The organism is Clostridium sp. AM49-4BH (genome assembly GCF_003478335.1).
Classification (GTDB): Bacteria; Bacillota; Clostridia; order Lachnospirales; family Lachnospiraceae; genus Butyribacter.
The window spans coordinates 56,442-81,867 of sequence record NZ_QUFB01000008.1 but is presented as its reverse complement, the minus strand read 5'-3'; the positions used below and the strand labels follow the sequence as shown (position 1 = coordinate 81,867).

General features: G+C 42.6%; 17 protein-coding genes and 1 pseudogene. 17 read left to right on the top strand and 1 reads right to left on the bottom strand.

The window, feature by feature from the left end; all coding sequences use genetic code 11:
- Positions 1-276: 276 nt before the first annotated feature.
- The gene (locus DW981_RS04020; RefSeq protein WP_022025702.1) at positions 277-1,356 is read right to left on the bottom strand and encodes a type II CAAX endopeptidase family protein; all 1,080 of its coding nucleotides are present in this window, start codon (positions 1,354-1,356) and stop codon (positions 277-279) included.
- A gap of 165 nt (positions 1,357-1,521) precedes the next feature.
- Here DW981_RS04020 and DW981_RS04015 point away from each other — a divergent pair, with 165 nt between their 5' ends.
- From DW981_RS04015 to DW981_RS03935, 17 genes and pseudogenes are all read left to right on the top strand, one after another.
- Entirely contained in the window at positions 1,522-2,109 is a 588-nt protein-coding gene (locus DW981_RS04015; RefSeq protein WP_022025701.1) for a ribonuclease H family protein, read from the top strand.
- 421 nt (positions 2,110-2,530) lie between these two features.
- Positions 2,531-4,294 carry a Na/Pi cotransporter family protein gene (locus tag DW981_RS04010; RefSeq protein WP_118506850.1) on the top strand — a complete coding sequence of 588 codons (1,764 nt, stop codon included), beginning with the start codon at positions 2,531-2,533 and terminating at the stop codon, positions 4,292-4,294.
- 29 nt (positions 4,295-4,323) lie between these two features.
- The gene (locus DW981_RS04005) at positions 4,324-4,998 is read left to right on the top strand and encodes a response regulator transcription factor (RefSeq protein ID WP_022024256.1); all 675 of its coding nucleotides are present in this window, start codon (positions 4,324-4,326) and stop codon (positions 4,996-4,998) included.
- 16 nt (positions 4,999-5,014) lie between these two features.
- Complete coding sequence (locus DW981_RS04000; protein ID WP_118506849.1) at positions 5,015-6,346, top strand: ATP-binding protein; 1,332 nt, start codon at positions 5,015-5,017, stop codon at positions 6,344-6,346.
- Positions 6,347-6,595: 249 nt separating this feature from the next.
- Entirely contained in the window at positions 6,596-9,013 is a 2,418-nt protein-coding gene (leuS, locus tag DW981_RS03995; RefSeq protein ID WP_022024258.1) for a leucine--tRNA ligase, read from the top strand.
- A 126-nt stretch (positions 9,014-9,139) separates the two neighbouring features.
- Positions 9,140-10,243: an asparaginase domain-containing protein gene (locus tag DW981_RS03990; protein WP_182434124.1), complete on the top strand. Its 1,104-nt coding sequence runs from the start codon at positions 9,140-9,142 to the stop codon at positions 10,241-10,243.
- A 760-nt stretch (positions 10,244-11,003) separates the two neighbouring features.
- A pseudogene (gene htpG / locus DW981_RS03985) lies at positions 11,004-13,099 on the top strand (molecular chaperone HtpG).
- Between the two features lie 337 nt (positions 13,100-13,436).
- On the top strand, positions 13,437-15,536 hold the full coding sequence (locus DW981_RS03980) for an efflux RND transporter permease subunit (RefSeq protein WP_022026203.1): 2,100 nt from the start codon (positions 13,437-13,439) through the stop codon (positions 15,534-15,536).
- 79 nt (positions 15,537-15,615) lie between these two features.
- Positions 15,616-17,898 (top strand): hypothetical protein, encoded by a 2,283-nt coding sequence (locus tag DW981_RS03975; RefSeq protein WP_022026202.1) that lies wholly within the window; start codon positions 15,616-15,618, stop codon positions 17,896-17,898.
- Between the two features lie 21 nt (positions 17,899-17,919).
- Positions 17,920-18,540 (top strand): TetR/AcrR family transcriptional regulator, encoded by a 621-nt coding sequence (locus tag DW981_RS03970; RefSeq protein WP_022026201.1) that lies wholly within the window; start codon positions 17,920-17,922, stop codon positions 18,538-18,540.
- Between the two features lie 58 nt (positions 18,541-18,598).
- Positions 18,599-19,633 carry a [FeFe] hydrogenase H-cluster radical SAM maturase HydE gene (gene hydE / locus DW981_RS03965; protein ID WP_182434123.1) on the top strand — a complete coding sequence of 345 codons (1,035 nt, stop codon included), beginning with the start codon at positions 18,599-18,601 and terminating at the stop codon, positions 19,631-19,633.
- Positions 19,634-19,739: 106 nt separating this feature from the next.
- Positions 19,740-20,468, top strand: coding sequence for a winged helix family transcriptional regulator (locus DW981_RS03960; protein ID WP_118506846.1), 729 nt, complete (start codon positions 19,740-19,742; stop codon positions 20,466-20,468).
- Between the two features lie 130 nt (positions 20,469-20,598).
- Positions 20,599-21,027, top strand: coding sequence for a response regulator (locus tag DW981_RS03955; protein WP_022026197.1), 429 nt, complete (start codon positions 20,599-20,601; stop codon positions 21,025-21,027).
- Positions 21,028-21,120: 93 nt separating this feature from the next.
- Positions 21,121-21,756 (top strand): sensor histidine kinase, encoded by a 636-nt coding sequence (locus DW981_RS03950; RefSeq protein ID WP_022026196.1) that lies wholly within the window; start codon positions 21,121-21,123, stop codon positions 21,754-21,756.
- Positions 21,757-21,812: 56 nt separating this feature from the next.
- On the top strand, positions 21,813-22,604 hold the full coding sequence (locus tag DW981_RS03945; protein WP_022026195.1) for a response regulator: 792 nt from the start codon (positions 21,813-21,815) through the stop codon (positions 22,602-22,604).
- Positions 22,605-22,872: 268 nt separating this feature from the next.
- Entirely contained in the window at positions 22,873-23,775 is a 903-nt protein-coding gene (locus tag DW981_RS03940; RefSeq protein ID WP_022026194.1) for a sporulation initiation factor Spo0A C-terminal domain-containing protein, read from the top strand.
- A 260-nt stretch (positions 23,776-24,035) separates the two neighbouring features.
- Positions 24,036-25,424 (top strand): citrate/2-methylcitrate synthase, encoded by a 1,389-nt coding sequence (locus tag DW981_RS03935; RefSeq protein WP_118506845.1) that lies wholly within the window; start codon positions 24,036-24,038, stop codon positions 25,422-25,424.
- Positions 25,425-25,426: the final 2 nt, after the last annotated feature.

Genomic DNA, 25,426 nt, shown 5'->3' with positions numbered 1-25,426 from the left:
ACGTAGCGCATCGTAGCGAAAGCGTCCCGTCCAAAAATGGATGATACCTTGCTAAACCGGGACATCTCAGACAATCCTTCAGGCATGTATTCATCAGAGACTTAACAAAATAAGAAATCACATGAAAACTCTGCGTTCTTCAGCAATTGCTTTAGTTTTTTTGATGGCAGGATAATTTACTTTGTTGGCTGCAAAATAGCTATTATATTATTGACATAATAAGCAATATGTGGCCGTGTGAGATAGTGGGGTATGGGAAGCTTGAATGCCTTGATCTTAAAAGAATAGGCACATGGCTAGGTAACCGATGCTCCAGTGTAGGAAGAAGCAGCCCCAGATTGTTTTTTGCTGTTCGAAGAGGATTCCGAGCGCAATGCTTAGCAAAAAAGCACCCATCATGAAAATAAAACCATAAGGAAGATGCATTAACGTAAAGAGCATCGACGTCAAAAAGATGCTGACCGGGATCTGGTGTTTGACACGCATTAAGTTTTTGACACTGGTTTGAATGACACCACGTGCTAAAAACTCCTGTAGCAGTGCAGTGAATAAATACGTGACGGCACCATGCACAGAGCCACCCATAAAGTTTTGTTTGACCGGAGCACCAAGAACACGTAAAAATAATTTAGCCACAAGCAGTACGGCTATTGCAAAAAGACAGATCGTTGCCGTTTGCTTTATATTGGAAAGAATATTTTTTCTTCGCGGTATCAGACCGACATCTTTTAGAGAAAAACTCGTAAAAAAGATGATCTCCAAAAACAAGATCAATGTCATTGCCTCGATCATTAGTGTATAAAAGGAGGCTTTTAGTGGAATATGTAAGGTGAAGCGGATGAGGCTCCAAGCGGAAAGATACAGTGTAATGCATATCACGATACCGGCAAACAGTAGTGCACAGTCGCGCTCGTGCTGCTTAAGATTTTCGGCATCGGAAATATCTTCAACAAGTATAAGCATACCATATTCAGAATCTGCACCTGTTGATTGTTTGACCAGACTGATAGTAATGCGCAGATGCTTTTGGCCTTCTGGGGTTGTGTATGTTACCGTTTCTTTGGAGGAAGGGCAGTTCTTTTTGGAACATTTTTTGAACAGTCGGTTAAATGCCTTGTTTTTGCGGGAAGAGAGCAGTGTTTCTGCAAAGGATTGCCCTACCAGTGACTCTTCCGACAGATCAAAGATCTGTGTTGCGGCAGAATTGACATAATTGATCAAACCGTCTGCGGTTACGGTAATGATGCCGTCGCTCATATTTTCAAAGATGGTTTGCTTTTGCGTTTTCGTGACTCCATCGGATTGTACCAGATTATTCGATAAAACGGGTGTCAATCGATTATTTTGTGTAGTCATATATTTATACATCACCTTTCTTTTTGTTGCACAAAGTAAGTGCACTTTCTATTTTACGATATTATTGCTCATTTGAAAAGATGAATCAAAATTGCATCCGTTTAGATAGTATGCTACAGTAAATGAAAATGTGTAAAGATATATGTGTCAGAAAGGGGATTTTGCATGGCAAAAAAGTTTTATGCGGTAAAGACAGGACGAACACCAGGAGTTTATGGAACGTGGGCTGATTGTAAAGCACAAGTGGATGGCTATTCCGGTGCCGTTTATAAAAGCTTTCCGACGGCGGCAGAGGCGCTTGCCTTTGTGACAGGAGAGACGAAACAGGTCGAAAGATCCGGCGTGGTTGCCTATGTAGATGGCAGTTATCACAGCGGGACCGGGGAATTTTCTTATGGCGTTGTGATCTTACGGGATGGGAAAGAACTCTGTTTTCAGGAGAAGTTAAATGATCCGTCGCTTGCTGCAATGCATAATGTCGCAGGGGAGATCAAGGGTGCAGAATGTGCGATGCGATACGCAGTTGCCGAGGGGCTGTCAGAGATCACGATCGTGCACGACTATGAGGGGATCGCAAAATGGTGTCTGGGCGAATGGAAAGCTGGCAAAGAAGGGACACAGGCTTATAAAGCATTTTATGATAGTATCAAGTCCCAGGTACATGTGACTTTTCAGAAAGTAAAGGGGCACTCAGGGGATCACTATAACGATATGGCAGATATGCTGGCAAAACAGGCATTAGGGATTGTCTGATCTTACAGATCATGTAAGGTACTCAAACTTCGCACATCCAAAGCTACTGCCAGGTCACAGATTGCTTATTATGTCAGAATACTAAGTATTTTGCAGCCACAACATAGCGATTTCTGCCAGCAGAGAACTATAGTAATTGCCTTGCCGCAATTACGTTTTAGGTGATTTCTAGATTTTGTTGTCTCTGATGATTGATTTACATGCCCTTCGGAAACTCGAAGTCCCGGAAGCAAGGTATTCATCATTTTTGATGTGCGAAGTTTGAGTAGGGTATACAATACAGCCAAAAATTGTGAATGTAAAAAAACTTTACATAGATTTTACATAAGATTTATTTGGACTTTGCAACTACTATGTAAAATGTATGTAAAAATAACGCACCAGAACCAGATAACTTGTGTGCGTGGAAATGAGGATAAGCATGGATATATTTGGCGTATTGACAATGATAGGCGGGCTTGCTTTGTTTTTGTATGGAATGCATGTGATGGGAGATGGGCTTGCCAAGACTTCCGGTGGTAAACTGGAACAGATTTTGGAAAAATTTACCAGTTCACCGATGAGAGCGGTGCTTTTGGGTGCCGGTGTGACGGCGGTGATCCAGTCGTCATCGGCAACAACCGTTATGGTGGTTGGATTTGTCAACTCCGGGATCATGAAACTCAATCAGGCGGTTGGCATTATTATGGGAGCCAATATCGGTACCACGGTGACATCATGGCTGCTTAGTCTTACCGGTATTCAAGGTGACAATTTATTCGTAGAATTGCTCAAACCAAGTTCGTTTACGCCGATTTTAGCAATTGTTGGTGTTAGCATGATCTTATTTGCCAAGTCGAGCAGACCGAAAGATATTGGAACGATCATGATCGGTTTTTCGGTATTGATGTTTGGTATGGACACGATGAGTGAAGCAGTGAAACCACTTGCAGATGTGCCAGAGTTTACAAGACTGTTTACGGTATTTGAGAATCCGATCTTAGGAGTGATCGCCGGAACGATATTAACGGCTGTGATCCAAAGTTCTTCCGCATCGGTAGGTATTTTACAGGCATTGTGTCTGACGGGAGCGGTCAGCTATTCCTCGGCCATTCCGATCATCATGGGTCAGAACATTGGAACTTGTATTACTGCATTGCTTTCTGCGGTAGGAGCCAACAGAAATGCAAAGCGAGCAGCGTTAGTACATTTTTACTTTAATTTAATTGGTACGATTTTGTTTATGGTGTTGTTTTATCTGTTAAATGCGTTCATCGGATTTTCCTTTATGGGTCAGGCAGCAGGTGTCATGGGTATTGCCATCGTGCATACGTGCTTTAACGTATTAGCAACTTCATTGCTGCTTCCATTTCGGAGTATTCTGGTGCGCCTGGCAACTTGGACGATCCCGGAAAGTGCCGAAGAGAAGCAGATGGAGACAACGTTACATGTGTTGGATGAGCGTTTCTTAGAAAAACCGTCTTTTGCAGTTGCACAGGCCAAAACAGCGGCATTGCAGATGGCAGAGGATGCCAGAAATTCAATCAGATATGCGATCGACCTGTTTGAACAGTATGATGAAGAACAGGCAAAAAAAGTGGCAGAGCTTGAGTCGACCGTGGATCATTACGAGGACGAGATCGGAACCTATTTGATGAAGATCGGAAATGCGGAGCTGTCGGATGAGGATTCACAGTCGGTATCGCTTATATTGCACTGTATCGGTGATTTCGAGCGTATTTCCGATCATGCCTATAATATTATGGAATCGGCAGAGCAGTTCCATAATATGAAGAAAAAGTTTTCCGATAAGGCAAAAAAGGAGCTGCGTGTTTATGAAGCCGCAGTAAAAGATATTGTAGATATAACTTTTGATGCGTATGATCGGTCAGATATTATCAAGGCGAGTCGGGTAGAACCGTTAGAAGAAGTGATCGATCGCTTGAATGATGAGATCAAGAAAAAGCATATAAAACGTCTGCGTAAAGGCAAATGCACGATCGAACTTGGTTTTGTATTATCGGATCTTACGACTAATTTTGAACGTGTGGCAGACCATTGCTCCAACATTGCGGTATGTTTGATACAGACGCAGGCAGACGGTTATGAAATGCATGAGTATTTGGATAAATTGAAAGAGGATGAAGATCCGTTCTTTGGACAGATGTTTGAAGAGTACTGCAAAGAATATCGGTTGCCATCATAGTGCACAAAGGAAAGGTTTGGTGAAAGACAATGGCACATATTTATATTGTAGAAGATGATGTGAATATTCGGGAGATCGAGGCGTTTTCCCTCAAAAATTCCGGATATACCGTAGAGGAATTTGGTTCTGCCAAGGAGTTTTGGAGCCGCATTTATGAAAAGGTACCGGATCTGATCGTGTTAGACGTGATGTTGCCGGATGAGGACGGATTATCTATTGTCAAAAAGCTGCGTCAATGGGCAGAATCCCGTTATGTTCCCATCATTATGGTGACGGCCAAAACAACAGAATTAGATCGTGTCAAGGGGCTGGATCGTGGTGCAGATGATTATCTTACAAAACCGTTTGGCGTGATGGAGTTGATCTCCCGCGTAAAGGCATTATTACGTCGAAGCATGCAAAATCATGAGATCAAGCAGATGAAGGTTGGCGAGATCGAACTTAACGATGAGAAACGTCAGGTTAAAGTGTCGGGAGAGCCGATCACGCTGACTTATAAGGAATATGAACTATTAAAAATGTTAATGAGCAATACAGGGATCGTACTGCAGAGAGAGGACATTATGGTGCGTATTTGGGGCATGGATTACGAGGGAGAATCCCGCACCTTAGATATGCATATCAAAACACTGCGCCACAAACTGGGGGATGCAGGTAAAAAGATCCGAACGGTGCGTAACGTAGGATATCAATTGGAAGAGTGATAGGAGATAATGAACCATGCGAAAACGAATTAATTGGCTTTTCGTATTGTTGACGATAGTGGCAATCATAGTAACGACTTTGCTTGCCACTATTGTCAATTATACAGTACTGAAACAGGAAGTGATCGATGATCTGCGTATTTATGCACAGACCTTAAAAAAGACGGTGTACGCAGATCAAAAAGCGGAAAACGGTCAGGTTAAGATCGCAACGCCTCTTCGTATTACTCTGGTAGATACAGACGGAGCGGTATTGTATGATTCTGAGGCAGATGAAGCATCGATGGGGAATCATAAAAACCGCGAGGAGATCAAGGAAGCTCTCAAATATGGCGAGGGAAATACGATACGTCATTCAGAGACGATCGGAGACAATACGATTTATTATGCGGTGCGTTTGGACAATGGTAATATACTTCGTCTGGCTAAGAATAGCAGTAGTATTATAGGAATTTTAATGTCAGCACTGCCGATCATGTTATCGTTTATATGTATCGTTATCATTGTATGTATTTTCGTGGCGCATTTTCTCACGAAAAGTATTGTGTCACCGATCGATGAACTTGCACAGCATATTAACGATTCGGACGTGACGAGTGTGTATAAGGAACTTCGACCGTTTGTGCGAAAAATACAAAAGCAGCACAAAGAGATATTGCAGACAGCAGAGATCAGACAGGAATTTACGGCAAATGTCTCGCATGAGTTGAAAACGCCACTTACTGCAATTTCCGGTTATGCGGAGTTGATCAGTCATGGGATGGTGCAGGGAGATGATGTACTCGCTTTTGCTGCTAAGATCCATAAAAATGCAAATCGGCTGTTGTCGTTAATTAATGATATTATCCGTTTGTCGGAGCTTGACTCGACCGGACCGGAACTTCTGTTAGAAGACGTTGATCTGCAGACGGCAGCAGGGCGTTGTGTGGAGCTGCTGCAGATGAGTGCACAGAAGCATCAGGTGCAATTGACGACGCAGACGGAAAGCTGTGTGATCCGAACAAACCTGCAGATGATCGATGAATTGATGTACAATTTGGTGGACAATGCGATCCGATACAACAAAAAGGATGGATCGGTGTGCCTGAACGTTGGAATGGCAGATGAGTATACCGCATATTTGGAAGTGAAAGATACCGGTATAGGTATTCCAAAAGAGCATCAGACTCGCGTGTTTGAACGTTTTTACCGAGTGGATAAGAGCCGATCAAAGTCAACAGGCGGTACGGGTTTAGGCTTGGCGATCGTAAAACATATTGTTGTGCAGCTTCATGGTACTTTGTCTCTCAAGAGTGAACCGCAGGTTGGTACACAGATACGAATAGAATTACCAAAGTCGCTGAGTTGATTACAGGATTGCCGGAGTTGCCGGGTTCATAAATTGCCGAAGTCACCGGGTTAATTATTGACAAATTTACGCAATATAGTACAATGAAAGGTACTGTGGCAATTTTGCACAGTACCTTTATGAATTATTAGATATGTCGGGCGTACGGACAGCAGTGATTTGGTTGTCAGTGAGACTTTAGGCATAAGCCGGCAGTGATCAGTTTGTGAACAGTCTTTGCAGAAAGTACGCACAGGAACGGAGGAAGTTATGGCAGAAATGTACAACCATCACACAGTGGAAAAGAAATGGCAGAAGGTATGGGATGATGAGAAAGCGTTCCATACACCAAACGATTATACGAAACCAAAGTTTTATGCGTTGGTAGAGTTCCCATATCCATCCGGACAGGGACTCCACGTAGGACATCCAAGACCATATACGGCATTGGATATCGTCGCAAGAAAACGTCGTATGCAGGGCTACAATGTACTTTACCCAATGGGATGGGATGCTTTTGGTCTTCCAACAGAGAACTATGCGATCAAAAATAAGATTCACCCTAAGATCGTAACGAAGAATAATGTAGCTCGTTTTAAGGAGCAGTTACACTCTTTGGGATATTCTTTCGATTGGGATCGTGAGATCAATACGACAGATCCGGAATATTATAAATGGACACAGTGGATCTTCTTAAAGTTATTCAAAGAGGGTCTTGCTTATAAGAAGGAAATGCCGATCAACTGGTGTACATCCTGTAAGGTTGGTCTTGCTAACGAAGAGGTAGTAAATGGCGTATGTGAGCGCTGTGGTTCTGAAGTTGTCCGCAAAGTAAAGAGTGAGTGGATGCTTAAGATCACAAATTACGCTGATAAGTTATTAGAGGGACTGAATCACGTGGACTACATTGACCGCGTTAAGACTTCCCAGAGAAACTGGATCGGACGTTCCGAAGGTGCAGAGGTTGACTTTAGTATTGCCGGCAAAGAAGATAAACTCCGTGTTTATACGACCAGACCGGATACGTTATTTGGTGCTACTTATATGGTAGTATCTCCAGAGCATCCGATCATTGATAAATACAAGGATGAGATCACAAACTGGGATGACATTGCCACGTATCGCGAGATGGCAGCCAAGAAGTCTGACTTTGAGCGTACAGAGCTTGCTAAGGATAAGACCGGTGTTGTGTTAGGTGGTTTCAAGGCAATTAATCCGATCAACAATACAGAGATCCCAATCTGGATTTCTGATTATGTATTGATGACTTATGGTACCGGTGCGATCATGGCAGTGCCTGCACACGATGACCGTGACTGGGAGTTTGCGAAGAAGTTCGGACTTCCAATGATTCAGGTAGTAGAGGGCAAAGAAGGTCCTGTTGATATCAATGAAGCAGCATTTACGGATGTAGCAACCGGACAGATGGTAAATTCAGGATTTCTGACCGGATTAAGCGTAGAAGAAGCGAAGGAAAAGGTAAAAGATTTCCTGACAGAGAATAAGATCGGTAACCGTAAAGTAAACTATAAATTGCGTGACTGGGTATTCTCCCGCCAGAGATATTGGGGAGAGCCTATTCCAATCGTACACTGCGAGAAATGTGGGTACGTTCCACTTGATGAGAGTGAGCTTCCACTGCTGCTTCCGGAGGTAGACAGTTATATGCCAACGGACAACGGTGAGTCGCCACTTGCGGCAATGACGGATTGGGTAAATACAACATGCCCATGCTGTGGTGGACCGGCAAAGCGTGAAACAGACACGATGCCGCAGTGGGCAGGATCATCCTGGTATTTCCTGCGTTATACGGATCCACACAATACAGAAGCACTTGCCAGTCCGGAAGCATTGAAATATTGGCTGCCGGTTGACTGGTACAATGGTGGTATGGAGCATACGACCCTGCATTTGCTGTATTCCCGTTTCTGGCACAAATTCCTGTATGATCAGAAAGTTGTACCGACACCGGAACCATATCAGAAGCGTACGTCTCACGGCATGATCCTTGGTGAAAACGGTGAGAAGATGAGTAAGTCCAGAGGAAACGTTGTAAATCCGGATGATATTGTACGTGATTACGGTGCAGATACACTGCGTACGTATGAGATGTTTATCGGTGCGTTTGACTTGAGCGCTTCCTGGTCTGAAGATGGTGTGAAAGGATGCCGCCGTTTCTTAGAGAGAGTTTGGAAGCTGCAGACACTCTTGACAGAAGGTGATGAGTATTCCGCAGATATGGAGATCAAGATGCATCAGACGATCAAGAAAGTCAGCGGTGATTTCGAGAATCTGAAGTTTAACACAGCGATCGCGGCAATGATGTCGTTGATCAATGACTTCTATAAGAAGAATTCGATCAATAAGGCAGAATATAAGACACTTATTACATTGCTCAATCCGGTTGCACCGCATATTACCGAAGAACTTTGGGAAATCGTTGGGGGACAGGGCAGATTGTACCAGCAGTCTTGGCCGGAGTATGTCGAAGAGAAGACCGTAGAGTCTACTGTGGAGATCGCTGTTCAGATCAACGGTAAGACCAAAGCAACAATTTCTATTGGCAAAGAAGATCCGAAAGACGATGTGCTTGCTAAGGCAAAAGAAGCTTTGGGTGATAAATTGAGTGGTAACATTATCAAAGAGATTTATGTGCCGGGGCGTATCGTTAATATTGTAGCAAAATAACATGCAGCAATGAAACGATCGTTGCGAAATAGTATTTTATGATGTTAATAGTCCATTTCCTTGGCGGAACGGTGGTTAATGTTTTGCCTTGGAAATGGGCTTTTCATGTTTGGAAGGAGGAGCGTTATGAATATCGCTGTATTATTTACCGGAGGGACGATCGGGAGTACGTTAGCCGGAGATGTGATCGGTACGAAAACCGGAGCAGCGGATGGTCTGTTAGACACGTTGCCTTGTGTAGAACGAGATGGTCATGTGGAAGAAATTACCTATCAGGTATATCATCCGTATACACTTCTCAGTGAAAATAGTACCGGATTAACGATCGCACAGTTGGCTCAGAGCATCCGAGAAGTGGTTAGTGAGGCGAAGTATACAGGCAGTGCAAAGGTGGCGCTAGGGAACAAAGGGGAAGCAGAAGATGGAACATCCGTATTTACGGGACTGGATGGAGTGATCATTATGCATGGCACAGATACGCTGGCATATTCAGCGGCTGCGATGGGATATCTGTTTGGCGATTGTGACATTCCGATGGTTTTTGTGTCCAGCAACTATGTATTGACAGATCCAAGAGCAAATGGTGCTTATAATTTTCAATATGCTGTGCAGTTCTTAGCATTTGACTGCAAGCAAAAAGGTGTGTATGTTTCGTATCAGAATGGGGATGGGATCCCAAGGATTCACTTAGGAACAGCGATCATTGGACATCAGCCTTACAGTGATGAAGTGTATAGTGTTGGTGGTATGGAATACGGTCATTATGAAAAAGGCACCAAGTGTTTTGTCGCCGGAAAAGTGTACTATGCATGGAACAATACAGAGAGGCTTACCGATAGACCTTCCCTGCAGGCACCGGATCACTGGGATGCACCGATCGGGTTGATCTACCCACATCCGGGGATGCGTTATCCGATGAACTTTGACGGAATACAGGCAATTTTGCATCATACGTATCATGCCGGCACGATCTGCAGTGAAACACCAGAAGCGGATAAATTCTTTTATGAGGTGGCAAACCGGAAAATCCCCATTTTTTTATGCGGCATGGATGCGGACATGGTTTACGAAAGCACATACGTCTATGAAAAATACGGAATGATCGTATTGCCGATGGCATCGCCGGTAGCAATGTATATGAAACTGTGGCTTCTGCTATGTAGCGGATACTCAGCAAAAGAATGGATGACCAAACCGGTTCCGGGCGATCTCCCCAATTTTAGTATATGACGCAAACTTCGCATACCCTCAACAGTCTTTCACCCACATATTGCTTATTATGTCAGCAGCAAATTAGCAGTTTTGCAGTCGATAAACTTAATTGTTCTGCCATAAGAGATCTAAGAAAATTGCCGCAGAACGCAGAGTTTTTATGTGATTTCTTATTTTGTTAAGTCTCTGATGAATACATGCCTGAAGGATTGTCTGAGAAGTCCCGGTTTAGCAAGGTATCATCCATTTTTGGACGGGACGCTTTCGCTACGATGCGCTACGTCACGTTACATAATGTCTCTGAAGTACGAGACATAAGTAACGACGAGCGCAAAGTCCCTTTCAAAAATGATGAATACCTTGCTTCCGGGACCTCGAGTTGTCCGTAAGGCATGTAAATCATACATCAGAGACAACAAAATCTAGAAATCACTAAAAACGTAAATGCGGCAAGGCAATTTCTATAGATCCCTTATGGCAGAATTCAGTCTCTGGGAACTGCAAAATGTATAGCAGCTTTTGACATAATAAGCAATATGTGGTTAGAACATAACAGTGGGTATGCGAAGTTTGGGGGTGAGATTCGTAAAATGTTATGTTTGCTCTTGACATTTTGGCAGAATGATACTAATATATTTTTTAGATGTTGTTAGCAGTCATAAGGGTAGAGTGCTAACAAGGACGGACGCATCTGGCGGTGATGCGGCGGATCAGTGTCTCGGCGCACTTGACACAGGGTTCGTTTTTTATAGGAAAGTGTGCAGAAACGAGGATTATTATGCAGAGCAGAACAGGTAGCTTATCAATTGAATCTGAAAATATGTTTCCAATCATTAAGAAATGGTTGTATTCTGACCATGACATTTTTCTTCGTGAGTTAGTCTCCAATGGCTGCGACGCCATTACTAAGTTGAAGAAGTTAGAAATTATGGGCGAATATGATATGCCGGAGGATTACAAGGCACAAATACAGGTCGTTGTTGATCCGGATGCTAAGACAATTTCTCTGACAGATACCGGTCTTGGTATGACGGCAGATGAAGTGGACGAGTACATCAATCAGGTTGCTTTTTCCGGTGCAACGGATTTCTTAGAGAAATACAAGGACAAAACGAACGAAGAGCAGATCATAGGTCACTTTGGACTGGGATTTTATTCTGCGTTTATGGTATCTGACAAAGTTACGATCGACACGTTGTCTTGGCAGAAGGATGCTACACCGGTTCGCTGGGAATCGGAAGGCGGTATCAATTTTGAAATGTCAGACGGCACAAAAGATACTGTTGGTACAACGATCACCCTGTACCTTTCCGAGGACAGCTTAGAGTTTGCGAATGAGTATCGTGTCAGAGAGATTTTGGACAAATATTGTTCCTTTATGCCGGTTGAGATCTTCCTTTCTAAAGCAAATGCAGAGCAGGAATATGAAACGATCGATGCAGCCGATGTTCGTGAAGATGATGTTGTTGTAGAGACGATTGTAGAGGAAGCGAAGACGGAAGAACGCGAAAATGAAAATGGCGAGAAAGAGATGGTCGAGGTCAGCCCTCGTAAAGAAAAGGCAAAGATCAATAAACGTCCGGTTTCTATTAGCGATACGAACCCACTTTGGATGAAACACCCAAATGAGTGCACCGATGACGAGTACAAGGACTTTTACCGCAAGGTATTTAACGATTACAAGGAGCCGTTGTTCTGGATTCATTTAAATATGGATTATCCATTTAACCTCAAAGGTATTTTGTACTTCCCGAGGTTAATACAGAATATGATAATTTAGAGGGTGTTATCAAGCTTTACAACAATCAGGTATTTATTGCAGATAATATTAAGGAAGTGATCCCGGAGTTTTTGATGCTTCTCAAAGGTGTGATCGATTGTCCGGATCTGCCGCTTAATGTATCCAGAAGTGCATTGCAGAATGACGGATTTGTAAAGAAGATTTCGGATTATATTACGAAGAAAGTAGCCGATAAGTTGTCCGGTATGTTCAAAGTAGACCGTGAGAATTATGAGAAATATTGGGATGATATCAGCTCATTTATCAAGTATGGCTGCTTAAAAGATCAGAAATTCCGCGAAAAAATGACGGATTATCTGATATTTAAGGATTTGGACGGTAAGTACATCACCTTGCCGGATTATATCGAAGAGGCTAAGAAAAACGAGCCTGCAAAAGAAGAGACAGAGAGTACAGAAGCAAAGAGCGATGAAACAGCAGATGCCGAGAATGGTGCGGATGCTGATAATGCAGACAAGGAAGAAGAACCGACAACGGTATACTACGCAACAGATCTGCAGCAGCAGAGCCAGTATGTCAATCTGTTCAAGGAGCAGGGATTGAATGCGGTCGTATTAACACATACGATCGATCAGCCGTTTATTTCACAGTTAGAACAGGGAGATCTGAAGGTGAAATTCCAGCGTATTGATGCAGATCTGACGGATACGATGAAAGATGAGGAAGACGAGGATACATTAAAAGCGCAGACGGATGCGTTGTCTGAAATCTTCAAAAGAGCATTGGGTAAGGATCAGCTTGAAGTAAAAGTACAAAAACTCAAGAATGAAAAGATCTCCTCAATGATCACATTGTCAGAAGAAATGCGTCGTATGCAGGATATGATGAAAATGTACAGTATGGGCGGCATGGACATGGGCATGGGTGGCCTCGGAGGAGGAGAGACATTAGTGCTCAATTCATCGAATGCTTTAGTGCAGTATATTTTGGAGCACAAAGATGGTGAGAATGTGGATATGTTCTGCAAACAGTTGTATGATCTGGCGATGTTAGCGCATAAGCCGCTTGCAGCAGATGAAATGACAGAATTTGTAGCACGCAGCAACGAGATCATGATGCTGCTTGCTAAATAAAAGGGACCATGATGTTGGTCGGCAACTAATAGAAGAATGTAGTAACAATGGGGATGGCGTGTATGCGTTGTCCCTTTTTTACTTTATAGGAAACTTCTCGTTTCCTATAAAGTAAAAAACGCTCCGCGAGGATGCTTTGCCACCTTACTTCTAAAATCTAAAATATTTATAAATTTAAAATAAAAAGATTGACTACTGGTCATTTTTGTAGTAGTATACAGCAAGAGTTAAAAATGACTGTCAGTCATTTTTGATATTTATTCTCAATAAAGACCGGATTGTCATGGTATCCAGATGCTTTTGACAGCTTGGTTCATTAAGATTTAGGAGGGATTGGATGATTAACATTGGCAAGTGGATCACAAAACACAAGAATATCATTCTTGTTATTGCGTTTATCCTGCTGATTCCGGCTGGGATCGGATATGTCAGTACACGTGTGAATTATGATGTACTTAGTTATCTGCCGGAGCGCTTGGAGACGATCAAGGGACAGGATATTCTGGTGGATGAGTTCGGTATGGGAGCGTTTTCCATGGTAGTCGTGGAAGATATGCCGATGAAAGATGCAGCAAAGTTAGAGAAACAATTAGAAAGTATCGATCATGTCAAAGATGTCTTATGGTATGACGATGCAGTGGATATTTCGGTGCCGACCGAAATGATTCCGGAAGATCTGCGAAAAGCATTCTTTAACGGAAAAGCGACGATGATGATCGCGTTGTTTGACGATACGACATCAGCAGATGATACGATGGATGCGATCACGCAGATACGTAAAGTCGTAGGCAAGAATGTTTATGCAAGCGGAATGTCCGGTGTAGTTACTGATATTAAGAACCTGGCATTGCAGGAAATGCCGATCTACGTCGTGATTGCAGGTTTGCTGTCACTGGTAGTCTTGTTCTTGACAATGACTTCCTTTGTGACACCATTGATCTTCTTGTTGAATATAGGAATGGCAATCGTATTTAACTTAGGAAGTAATGTTTTCTTAGGAGAAATATCCTATATCACGCAGGCGTTAGCTGCGGTGCTTCAGTTGGCGGTGACGATGGATTATTCCATCTTCCTGTTAGAGAGTTACGAAGCGAACAAGGAACGATATGAAGGCGACAAGAAACGCGCCATGGCACATGCGATCAGCAATACGTTTACATCGATCACGGCAAGTTCGATCACAACGGTTGCAGGATTCGTAGCACTTTGTTTTATGACGTTTAAGCTTGGCACTAATATCGGTATTGTAATGTCTAAGGGTGTTGTTATTGGTGTGCTTACTTGTGTAACGGTACTTCCGGCAATGATCCTTACCTGTGATAAAGCGATCGAGAAGACGACGCACAGATCACTGATCCCATCCTTGGATAAACTATCACATGGCATTGTCAAGGGACGTTATGTAGCATTGCTGTTGTTCCTGATCGTGTTAGTACCGGCAATACACGGTAATAATAATTACAAGATTTACTATAATATTGATCAGTCTTTGCCGAAGAACATTCCAAGTAATGAGGCGAATGAGAAATTAAAGAAGGAGTTTAATATGAGTAACATGCATATGATCCTTCTGAAAGATGGTCTTTCTGCTAAAGAAAAGAGTGCGATGAGCAAGGAAATTGAAAAGGTAGACGGTGTGAAATGGGTGATCGGTTTGAACTCGTTAGTAGGTTCCAATGTACCGGAGTCTATGATACCGAACGATATCAAGAAGATGCTCAAGACAGACAATTATGAACTGGAATTTGTAAGCTCTGATTACAGTTCTGCTACTGATGAGGTAAATTCTCAATTAGCAAAGATTGACAAGATTGTCAAAAAATACCAAAATGATGGTATGGTGATCGGCGAGGCGCCAATGATGAAAGATTTGCAGGATGTAACGGATGTCGATCTCAAGACAGTAAATAATATTTCCATCTTGGCGATCTTTGTTATCATCTTGATCACGTTTAAGTCGATTTCCATTCCGGTGATCTTGATCTCGGTCATCGAATTTGCGATTGCATGTAATATGGCAGTACCGTTTTATACGAATACGTCGCTTCCGTTTGTGGCGAGTATCGTTATCGGTACGATTCAGCTTGGAGCGACCGTAGATTATGCGATTTTGATGACAAGTCGATATCATAAAGAGCGAACAGAACGTGGACAGAGTAAGAAGGATGCAATCCGCATTGCGCATGAGACATCGATCAAGTCGATCCTTACCAGTGGATTGTGCTTCTTTGCCGCAACCTTTGGCGTGTCGGTATATTCGCAGGTAGATATGATCGGATCGATCTGTACACTGCTTTCACGTGGTGCAATCATCAGTATGATCGTTGTTATCTGTGTTCTGCCGGCAATGCTTTGGATCTTTGATGGTGTGATCAAACGCACATCTTGGAACATGATCAAGGCAAATGTAGCAAAGAGAGATGCAGAGAAGAAATGATGGAAACAGATATCAGACATTTTGGAATGAATGATATCGAGATGCAGGAAAATGCAAACAGCAAATAAGGAGGAGCATTATGCGACAAATGAGTGGAAAGAAACGTGTAGTAATGACAGGAATCAGTAGTTTATTGGTTGCCGGGCTGGTTGTCGGAAATATAGAATATGCGACACATACGTATCGATACGACAGCAAAGTGCAGGCAATGGCTGCTAACAATAAAGTAGTAGAGCAGACAGCAAGTTTTGCTTCATCGAAGAAAAAGAGTACCGTTAGCAAAGAGGAAACCGTATACGCAACCTTGGATGCAAACGGTGGTGTGACGGATGTCATTGTATCCGACTGGCTCAAAAATTCCGGACAGGTAGATAGCGTCAAAGATAGTTCTACATTGAAGGATATTACAAATACAAAGGGTAATGAGAAGTTTACACAGAGTGGTGACAGCCTTACATGGGACACTTCAAAAAGCGACATTTATTATCAGGGAACAGCAGAAAAAAGCGAGCTTCCGGTTGGTATGCAGATCACGTACAAACTGGATGGTGAGGAAGTATCTCCAAAAGATATCGTTGGCAAGAGCGGTAAGTTAGAGATGACGATCAAGTATTCTAACACCTCTAAGAAACAGGTTACGGTAGCAGGTGAGAAGAAAGATATTTACACACCATTTTTGATGGCAACCGGTATGATCCTTCCGGTCGATAAATTCGACAATATTGATATTGACAATGGTAAGGTATTATCTGAGGGAGAAAACAACATCGTGATCGCATATGGTATGCCGGGTCTGTCTGAGAGCTTGGACTTGAAAAATGTTGATCTTGGAGATGATGTGGATGTCGATACCGATGAGTTAAACGACAAGATTACGGACTCTGTTAAGATCACAGCCGATGTCAAAGATTTCTCTATGAGCCAGACTTATACGGTAGCAACGGCAGACTTATTTAAGGATATCGATATTGACCGTGTGGACGATCTTGATAAATTGGATGACAAGATCGATGACATGAAAGATGCCGGCGAGCAGCTGGTAGATGGCACTAAGTCTTTGAAAGACGGATTAAATACATTGAATAAGAACTTTGCAACGTATGCGAAGGGGATTAAGTCTGCCAATAAGGGAGCAAAGGCATTGAACAAAGGTGCTAAATCTTTGAAGAAAGGAACCAATGCATATACAAAAGGAACCGATCAGTTGTTAAAGGGGGTCAACTCTTATGTGAAAGGTGCCAAGTCACTTGGTCAGGGTGTAAATTCCTATGCCGACGGTGCAAAACAGATTGCCGATGGATTAAATACACTGGACAAATCAACCAAGACATTTCCGAAACAGTACAAGACATTCGGTGATGGCGTACAGACCTTCGTTGGTGCAGTAAGCAAGCTGATGACCGAGGAAAACATGAAGCAGCTTACCGATGGAACTGCAGCATTAAAAGCCGGTGTGAAATCTGTGGATGATGGTGTAGGGCAGTTACAGGCGGGCATGAAACAGGTGAATGGACTGGTAGAGAATGCATTGCAGCAGCAAAATGAGCTGAAAGCACTTCTTGCTAATGACAGCCTGACAGCAGAGCAGAAAGCAGCGGTCAAAGAAGCACTCACAGCATTGAGCAGCGTAGATATCGTCACAAATGGTAAAGCAGATGGCGAATATGATAAAGATGGCAAAGCAGATCTTGCAGCCGGTCTTGCAAGTATCAAGGCTGCTACAGACACAAAATCCAAGGAGCAGAACCTATACAACGGTGCAGCAGCATTAGATACAACAGCACAGACGATGTCCGGATATGCTGCACAGCTTAGAGGAAGTGCAACACAGCTTTTGGATGGTGAGAAAACTGTCCGTGACGCAATTACTCAGATCAGCACCAATATTACAAAGCTTTCAAAGGGTGGCAAGACACTTACAGCGAACAACAAGAAGTTAAAGAGTGGTGCAGCTGCGATCGTAAAGAATTCATCAACGATCACGACGAACAGCAAGAAATTAACGAAGAACAGTTCTGTATTGCGCAAGGGTGTCAAACAATTGGCAGCAGGAACCAAATCCTTGTTTGCAGGCACAAAGCAGCTTGACAAGGCTACAGGAACGGTATCAAGTGGTATTTCCAAGCTGTATAAAGGTTCTGATAAATTGAATGACGGAATGAATACCTTCAAGAAAGATGCCATTGATAAGTTGGCAACAACGATCACGGATGTAACAGATGGACTGGACGGAACAATTGACCGTATAAAAGGTATTCAGAAAGCTTCTGAGGATTACCAGAGTTTCTCCGGAATTGACAACGACATGAACGGAAGTGTAAAGTTTGTATTGTCAACACAGGAAGTTAAGAAAGATGAGTAATATATTAAGGGGGGTGGACGCATGAGTAAGATCGATCAAAAAAAGCGAGAGAAGAAAGAAGCACTTCTGCTCTCTGCATTTGAATTGTTCACAGAAAAAGGAATTCAAAATACGTCCATCTCTGAAATTGTAAAACGGGCAAAGATGGCGAAAGGTACTTTTTATCTTTATTTCAAAGATAAATTTGACATTCGCGATCAGTTGATCGCAAGACAGGCGAGTGCATTGTTTGACCGAGCTAATGAAGAACTCAAATTGAATGATGAGTCCAATTGGGTCAGCTTAGAGGAGTGTATTGTAGCACTTGCAACACATATTGTTGATCAGCTCAATGAGAGCCCTGTATTATTACGATTTATTTCTAAAAACTTAAGCTGGGGTGTTTTTTCAAATATTCGTATTGCCGGTATGTCCAATCGGAACTGCATGGATATCTTCGAGGAGCTGCTAGAGCAGTCCGGGCGCAAATTTCGACAGCAGAATTTAATGATCTTTATGATTGTTGAATTGGTAAATGCAACCTGTTATAATGTTATTCTACAGAAGCAACCGGTCACCCTGGAAGAGTTAAAGCCGGAGTTAAATACGGCGATCTGTGGCATTATCAGCCAATTTGAGATCGCGGATACGGAACAGGAGTAGTGGCTCCTTAGAATAAAGTGGTATTGTATTTGGCGAGGCGCTGGAAATGGAGAAAATAATGGGCGAGATAATGCAGGAGCATGTAGATCGTCTGATGATGCTTGGAACGTTATCAGCAGACGAATTTACAGAACTGTTGCGATATCGTAATGCGGAGACAACCGAGTATCTGTTTCAAAAGGCAGAAGAGGTTCGAAAACAGCAATTTGATAAGGAAGTCTATCTGTGGGGTAGACTTCCTTTTTCTAATTACTGCAAAAATGATTGCAACTACTGTGGGTTAAGACGCAGTAATCGTTTTGTGAAGCGGTATCGTATGAATATGAAAGAAATATTACAGTATTGTCACGAGGGTTACAGGCAGGGGATTCGCAATTTTTTGCTGGAAAGTGGGACAGATTTTTATTTTTCGGAAGCAAATTTTGCAGAAATTGTGGATGCGGTACATAAGCATTTCCCGGACTGTACGATCATATTGAATGTGGGGGATCATACCAAAGCGGCATATTTACATTGGATGCATTTAGGTGCCGGAGCAGCTATGCTTAGCCATGATGCCTCGAATGAATTACAATTCAAGAGGCTGCACTCTGCTAATATGTCATTATTGCGGCGCAAGCAGGGAATGTGGGAACTGCAGGAGATGGGATATCATACAGGAACAGGATTTTTGGTCGGAACACCTTATCAGACGATAGAGAATGTATCTAAAGATCTGCTGTTTATGAAGCAGTTTATGCCACAGATGATACAGATCGCACCATTTTTGGCAGCAAAACATACGCCATTTGAACGGGAACGCGGTGGTAATGCGGATATGGTATTATACTTGATGGCAATTGCAAGATTGATGTTTCGGGGAAGTATTCTTATTGCAGATCCGAGTTTGGAACAGGCGATGCACGATGGACGGAAGAAGGCACTGCAGGCGGGGGCTAACGCTGTTGTTGTTGATATTGTTGACGAGGCATTGCGTGGTGCATACGCCGTTTATGATGAGCACACTATTCATCGTCAGCAGGAGACGATCAAGTCTTTCGAACAGCAGATACGGGAAAAAGGTTATGAAGTCGTCCAAAAGGCCATCATGTAATTCCCAAAAGTAAGGTAGAAGACAGCAGCGTGTGAAGAACGAAGATGGAAACATCTAATGTCAATTATCGAAAATATAAGAAACAGATCGTGGGTGAGAGAAAAATATGAGAAAGAGAAAGATGATTGTTTGCGCATTAGAGGAAGAGTGGATCGCAAGATTGTTGGAGCAATTGAGCCAGGAAGAATGGCAGACTCAGATGATCGATCATGCAGAGACGTTATGGGAGGTGCAGGCTCCGTGCTCGGCCATTATGATACAGGAAGAAGAGTTGACGGAGGCGTATCGATGGAGAACGAAAGATGCAGGTGACAGTATGTGCCTGCAGGCTTTTCGAGAATTTGCGGAATGGCAGAAGGTGCCAATTATCGTGATTTTACAGCAAAGAGATGATCGGTTGGAAGAACAGCTTTTGCGAGCCGGAGCGGCAGAATGTGTCTGCCCGGAGCAGTCGACCGATCTGGCAGCCTGTCGTATAGTACGGGCGGTGTCGAAAAATGTCGTATCAGATGTCCCGATGACGGAATGGGAACGTGTTATAGTGGATAGCGAGGGTGGACAAGTTCAGATAGACGGGTATCCTATTCATATGTCGAGAGAGGAATGTATATTGTTGAAGCGGTTGCTGCAGGCAGAGGGAGCTGTGGTATATCGGGATGAATTGGTGGAGAATTTATGGAGCGAAGTATCTGTGCACAGCCGGAGAAGATTGGATGGTGTTGTGCAGCGGGTGCGCAAACGTTTATATGGAACAAGGCTTTTTATTGTGTCCAAATATGGAAAAGGGTATTATCTGCAGTATCATAAAGAGGAAAATGGTTCTTGTTTTGTATGATTTCAGAGTCGCGTTAAGTATCGTATCTATTGTGGATGATTTGAGGAGAACAGCTTAAAGCATACAAAGGGCATGATTGACGGATTTTTTGAGAAGGAGTAAAATAGATGATATCAGGAGGAATAGGATCATGAATATATTGACTTGGGATGGTCTTGCTGACATTGATTCGTTCCATGGAGAAAGAGTTATGATCATTGATGACAATGAAATTAATCTGGAAGTCATGCAGACAATATTTAATGATTTTGGATTGCATACAGATGCGTTTGTGAGTGGACAGAAAGCATTAGAAAGCTATCAGAATAGTGAACCGTTTTCATATCAGTTTATATTGATCGATCTGAATCTATACGGTATGGATGGTTATGATATAGCAAAATTCATTCGTAATGCAGACAGGCAAGATAGTAAAGAGATTCCAATATATGCTGTTACCGCTAATTTACTTCCCTCAGCGAAAATGAAAGCAACTGAATGTGAGATGAATGGATATGTTGACAAACCGGTAAATTATGCAGCGTTGTTAGAGATGATCCATAGCGTGTTGGGCGTATAAATTTACTCACACTTCGCACATCCAAAGATGCTGTCGGATCATATATTGCTTACGATATCAAGGAATATTGAGGATTTGGAGGACAAATAAAAAGTGAGAAAAACTGGACCCTTACGTGTGATTATTGATGTCAAAGGAATGGCAGAGGTGGATGAGGAAGATCTGAAGCAGCAAATTGTCGTACTGCAGGAGCATTTTCTATTTAATACGTTAAATGCGATCAAAGGGGCTGCGATATTAGAGAAGGTATTGCTGCCGGAGCTGCTGGATGGTTTTGCGGACTGCCTGCGTTATCAGTTTCAATGTTTTCGCGTCAATAAAACAGTATCTTTTCGTGAGGAAAGAAAGTTCATGCGAACGTATTTGTCTATGGAAAACTATCGGTTTCAAGGGATGACGGTATTGTGGGATGTTGGTGACTGCGATCTGAAAGTGCCGCCGATGGGGATTGCATTATATGCGTCGCGTGCTGTCAATGAGTGTATGTCGACCAGAAGACGTCAAATTAAAATTCTTGGTGGGGTTTGTCAAAATAAGTATATTCTTACCATTCGCAACTCGTATGAGGAGTTATCCAAAAAGGAAGCGGACGAAGGTGAGCTGATACGTCAAAAATTGAGAATATGGTGGAGCTTTTCGGTAGAAGGAGATATTAGCTGGGAGATCGAAGGTGATGAAATGGTTGTTACATTTGCATTACCGATAGAGGCGGAAGGTCAGAATACCTAAACATCTCGGATCGATGGATCTTGATTAAAATTTGATGGAAGGAATGTAGGGATGGTATGAAAACGATCATTGTCGATGATGAGATCATGGCGATCAAATTAGTGCGTAACTATTTAGAGCGTGACAAGCGTGTAGAGATTGTCGGAGAGTGTCTTGATGCAGGGGAGGCACTGCAGTGTGTTCGGGAGCGTGCCGTCGAGGCGGCATTCTTAGATATATGTATACATGGTTGTATGGATGGTGTTGAATTGGGTAAAAAGTTAAAGGAGCTCAATCCTCAGATCGTGTTGATCTATACAACAGGTAATGCGCAGTACGTTGACAATGCAATTGATGTAGAAGCGGACTTTTATTTGATGAAGCCATTAAATGCGGCAGAACTCACCTTTGTCGTCAAGAAGGCGAATGAACTTGCTTTACAGAGAAATAAAAGAATCTTTGCAAGAACGTTTGGACATTTTGATCTGTATATTGATGGGAGTCCGGTTATGTTTCGCAGTGCGAAAGCAAAAGAGCTGTTGGCTCTTTTGGTGGATCGAGAAGGAGGTACTGTGACGACAGATCAGATCATTGGAACATTGTGGGAGAACCGTCCGAACGATGAAGCAACGCAGAGCTTATGCAGCAAGATCGGTAAAACATTGATCAATGAATTAAAAAAGTATGGTGTAGAGGATATTATCGTGTCAGGAAGAGGCATCAAACGTCTTAATACGGATCTGCTGGAATGCGATCTGTACCGTCTATTACAGCGTGAAAAGGATGCGCAGGACGCATTTGCGGGAGATTATATGCTGGAATATAGCTGGGCAGAAGATCGAATGGCGTCATTAAGCCGATTTCTATAGTTTTTTTGATGGCAGGACCCACTATATATCAGCTGCAAAATATAATTAAACCATCGACATAATAAGCAATATGTGGTTTTGGAATAACTTCCGGTATGGGAAGTTTGCGTTAAATATACATTTTTTTTCAAAAAAACCCTCTAATTCCATTTCAATTCCATTTGAAATCCATAGTAATGCTAATTCAGGTTCTATAATTAGACATGGAAACTGAAAAAAAGCAATGGAATGTCGATTCTAAACAATTGATAGGGACTAGGAGGACAAAATGAAAGATGATATCCGTGTTATACTGGCAGACAACAACGTACAGGACAGAGAAAGCAAAAAACGATTATTAAATGAACAGGGAATCCAAGTAGTGTACGAAACAGGAGACGGAAAAAAAGCGCTGGAAAACATTAAAAAGTTAAAGCCGGATGTTGTAGTCATGGATATGATCTTACCGGGAGTAGACGGTTTGGAAATATTAGAAGAATGCAGAGAATTTACAGAGTACAAGCCTTTGTTTATCATTGCCACGGCACTTCGACGCGAGGGATTGATCGAACAGGCATTAGCACAGGGAGCAAACTATTATATGATGAAACCGTTATCAGCAACGATGTTGATCAAACGGATCAGACAGATCGCAGCCAGTGTAGGCGAAGGGGAAGAGGGACAAGCTGCAGTACATAACAGCGAAGAAAAGCAGCTTGTATCCGTGCCGGAGTATACAGAAACTGTGAAGGAAGATTCAAAGAAAACGATAAGACAGGTTGTGAAACCTACAGAACATTTGATCAAAGATCCGTCGGATAAATACACCGGCAATCTGGAGATTGACATTACGAATATATTGCTGGAGATCGGAATGCCGGCACATATCAAGGGTTACCAATATATTCGTGAAGGCATTATGATGTCTTTTGCAGATCAAAATATGTTGCACTATATTACAAAATTTTTGTATCCAACCATTGCAAAAAAATATCATACTTCTTCCAGTAGTGTAGAACGGACGATCCGTCATGCGATAGAAGTTGCATGGCGCAGAGGGAATATGGAGACATTAGAGCACGTGTTTGGAAATACGATCTCTGCAAATCGCGGCAAACCGACCAACTCAGAATTTATGGCACTTTTGACGGATAAACTGCGTTTAGAGTATCGTATGCGTGAGGCTTGTTGATCGATCTGAATGTGATAGACACACGATCTGTAAATCCTGCTGAGCGTGTTATGCGGCAGGAAATGGCAGTATAATAGGTACAAACTTGACGGAATAGCGTAAAATAAGGTATAGTAATAGAGTTGTCGTTAATAGATGACTCTATTACTTTTTTGTGTATACACGTATGCACGGGTACGATGACACGCCCCTCTGTTTTGTTGGATATACATAGGATAGCTGAGTGCTCGGAGGGGAACTATAGAAGGAGGTACTAGAAAATGAAAACAAATTCAATGATGTCGATAGATGATGCATTAGATGCAAAATTTAATGAACTTGTTGTAAGTTGTATGAAATCAGGAGCAATCGACCTAAACTTATATCAGGAATATGATGTAAAGCGGGGATTGCGTGACAGCAATGGCAAAGGTGTATTGACCGGATTGACTGAAATTTCAGATGTAACAGGATACCGTGTTGTAGATGGGGTCAAGGAGCCGGCTGATGGTATGCTGTACTATCAGGGGTATGATGTCAAAAATTTAGTTGGAGATGGCATTGAGAAACGATTTGCCTTTGAGGAAACAACATATTTGCTGCTGTTCGGTTATCTGCCTAATAAAGAGCAATTGGAAGTTTTCCATGGAATCATTGCGAGCTTGCAAGAGCTGTCCGGACAATTTGTGCGTGATGTTATTATGAAGGCGCCAAGTGCAAATCTGATGAATGGATTGCAGAAAAGTGTCTTGACTTTGTACTCTTACGATGCTAATCCGGATGATATTACAGTATCCAACGTACTTCGTCAGTCATTGCAGTTAATTGCGAAACTGCCATTGATCGCGGTTTACAATTACCATGCATACAGACATTTTCACTTCTTTGACAGTTTGGTGATCAAGCCTGCTAAACCGGAGCTTTCGACGGCAGAAAACATTTTGCAGATGTTACGCCCAAATGGAAAGTATACTCCATTAGAAGCACGTGTACTCGATGCAGCTCTTGTGCTTCATGCAGAGCATGGTGGTGGTAATAACTCGACATTTACCAATCACGTAGTAACGTCTTCGGGTACAGATACCTATTCGGCAGTCGCAGCATCCATTGCATCTTTGAAAGGACCGCGTCATGGTGGAGCTAATTTGAAAGTGCAGCAGATGTTTGCAGATCTTCATGAGCATGTTACGGATCTGGAAGATGACGATCAGATTCAGGAATATTTGCAGGCAGTACTTCGTGGAGATGCTTTTGATCATTCCGGTCTGATCTATGGTATGGGGCATGCAGTTTACACGTTGTCCGATCCGCGAGAGGTGATCCTGAAGGATTATGCACAGAAATTAGCCGAAAGTAAAGGAATGCTCAAAGAGTACAGTCTTTATGATAGAGTAGAACGCATTGGAACGCAGTTGCTATCTCATAGAAATCATGTGGTCAAACCGATCTGTGCAAATGTGGACTTCTATTCAGGCTTTATTTATACAATGCTTGGTATTCCGGAGGAGTTATTTACACCGATCTTTGCAATTTCTCGTATTGCAGGATGGAGTGCGCATCGTCTGGAAGAACTTGTAAATCGAGGTAAGATCATTCGTCCGGCATACAAATATGTTGGACATCACAGACCGTTTGTTGATGCCAAAGACCGTGGGACAACAGAGAAGTAATC

What these genes read in the sequence shown, in the direction of transcription:
- DW981_RS03980 (WP_022026203.1), top strand. Translation starts at nt 13,437, where the DNA reads ATGATTAACATTGGCAAGTGGATCACAAAACACAAGAATATCATTCTT.
- DW981_RS04020 (WP_022025702.1), bottom strand. Translation starts at nt 1,356, where the DNA reads ATGACTACACAAAATAATCGATTGACACCCGTTTTATCGAATAATCTG.
- hydE (WP_182434123.1), top strand. Translation starts at nt 18,599, where the DNA reads ATGGGCGAGATAATGCAGGAGCATGTAGATCGTCTGATGATGCTTGGA.
- DW981_RS04005 (WP_022024256.1), top strand. Translation starts at nt 4,324, where the DNA reads ATGGCACATATTTATATTGTAGAAGATGATGTGAATATTCGGGAGATC.
- DW981_RS03970 (WP_022026201.1), top strand. Translation starts at nt 17,920, where the DNA reads ATGAGTAAGATCGATCAAAAAAAGCGAGAGAAGAAAGAAGCACTTCTG.
- DW981_RS03935 (WP_118506845.1), top strand. Translation starts at nt 24,036, where the DNA reads ATGAAAACAAATTCAATGATGTCGATAGATGATGCATTAGATGCAAAA.
- DW981_RS03975 (WP_022026202.1), top strand. Translation starts at nt 15,616, where the DNA reads ATGCGACAAATGAGTGGAAAGAAACGTGTAGTAATGACAGGAATCAGT.
- DW981_RS03945 (WP_022026195.1), top strand. Translation starts at nt 21,813, where the DNA reads ATGAAAACGATCATTGTCGATGATGAGATCATGGCGATCAAATTAGTG.
- DW981_RS04000 (WP_118506849.1), top strand. Translation starts at nt 5,015, where the DNA reads ATGCGAAAACGAATTAATTGGCTTTTCGTATTGTTGACGATAGTGGCA.
- DW981_RS03990 (WP_182434124.1), top strand. Translation starts at nt 9,140, where the DNA reads ATGAATATCGCTGTATTATTTACCGGAGGGACGATCGGGAGTACGTTA.
- DW981_RS03960 (WP_118506846.1), top strand. Translation starts at nt 19,740, where the DNA reads ATGAGAAAGAGAAAGATGATTGTTTGCGCATTAGAGGAAGAGTGGATC.
- leuS (WP_022024258.1), top strand. Translation starts at nt 6,596, where the DNA reads ATGGCAGAAATGTACAACCATCACACAGTGGAAAAGAAATGGCAGAAG.
- DW981_RS04010 (WP_118506850.1), top strand. Translation starts at nt 2,531, where the DNA reads ATGGATATATTTGGCGTATTGACAATGATAGGCGGGCTTGCTTTGTTT.
- DW981_RS03955 (WP_022026197.1), top strand. Translation starts at nt 20,599, where the DNA reads ATGAATATATTGACTTGGGATGGTCTTGCTGACATTGATTCGTTCCAT.
- DW981_RS04015 (WP_022025701.1), top strand. Translation starts at nt 1,522, where the DNA reads ATGGCAAAAAAGTTTTATGCGGTAAAGACAGGACGAACACCAGGAGTT.
- DW981_RS03940 (WP_022026194.1), top strand. Translation starts at nt 22,873, where the DNA reads ATGAAAGATGATATCCGTGTTATACTGGCAGACAACAACGTACAGGAC.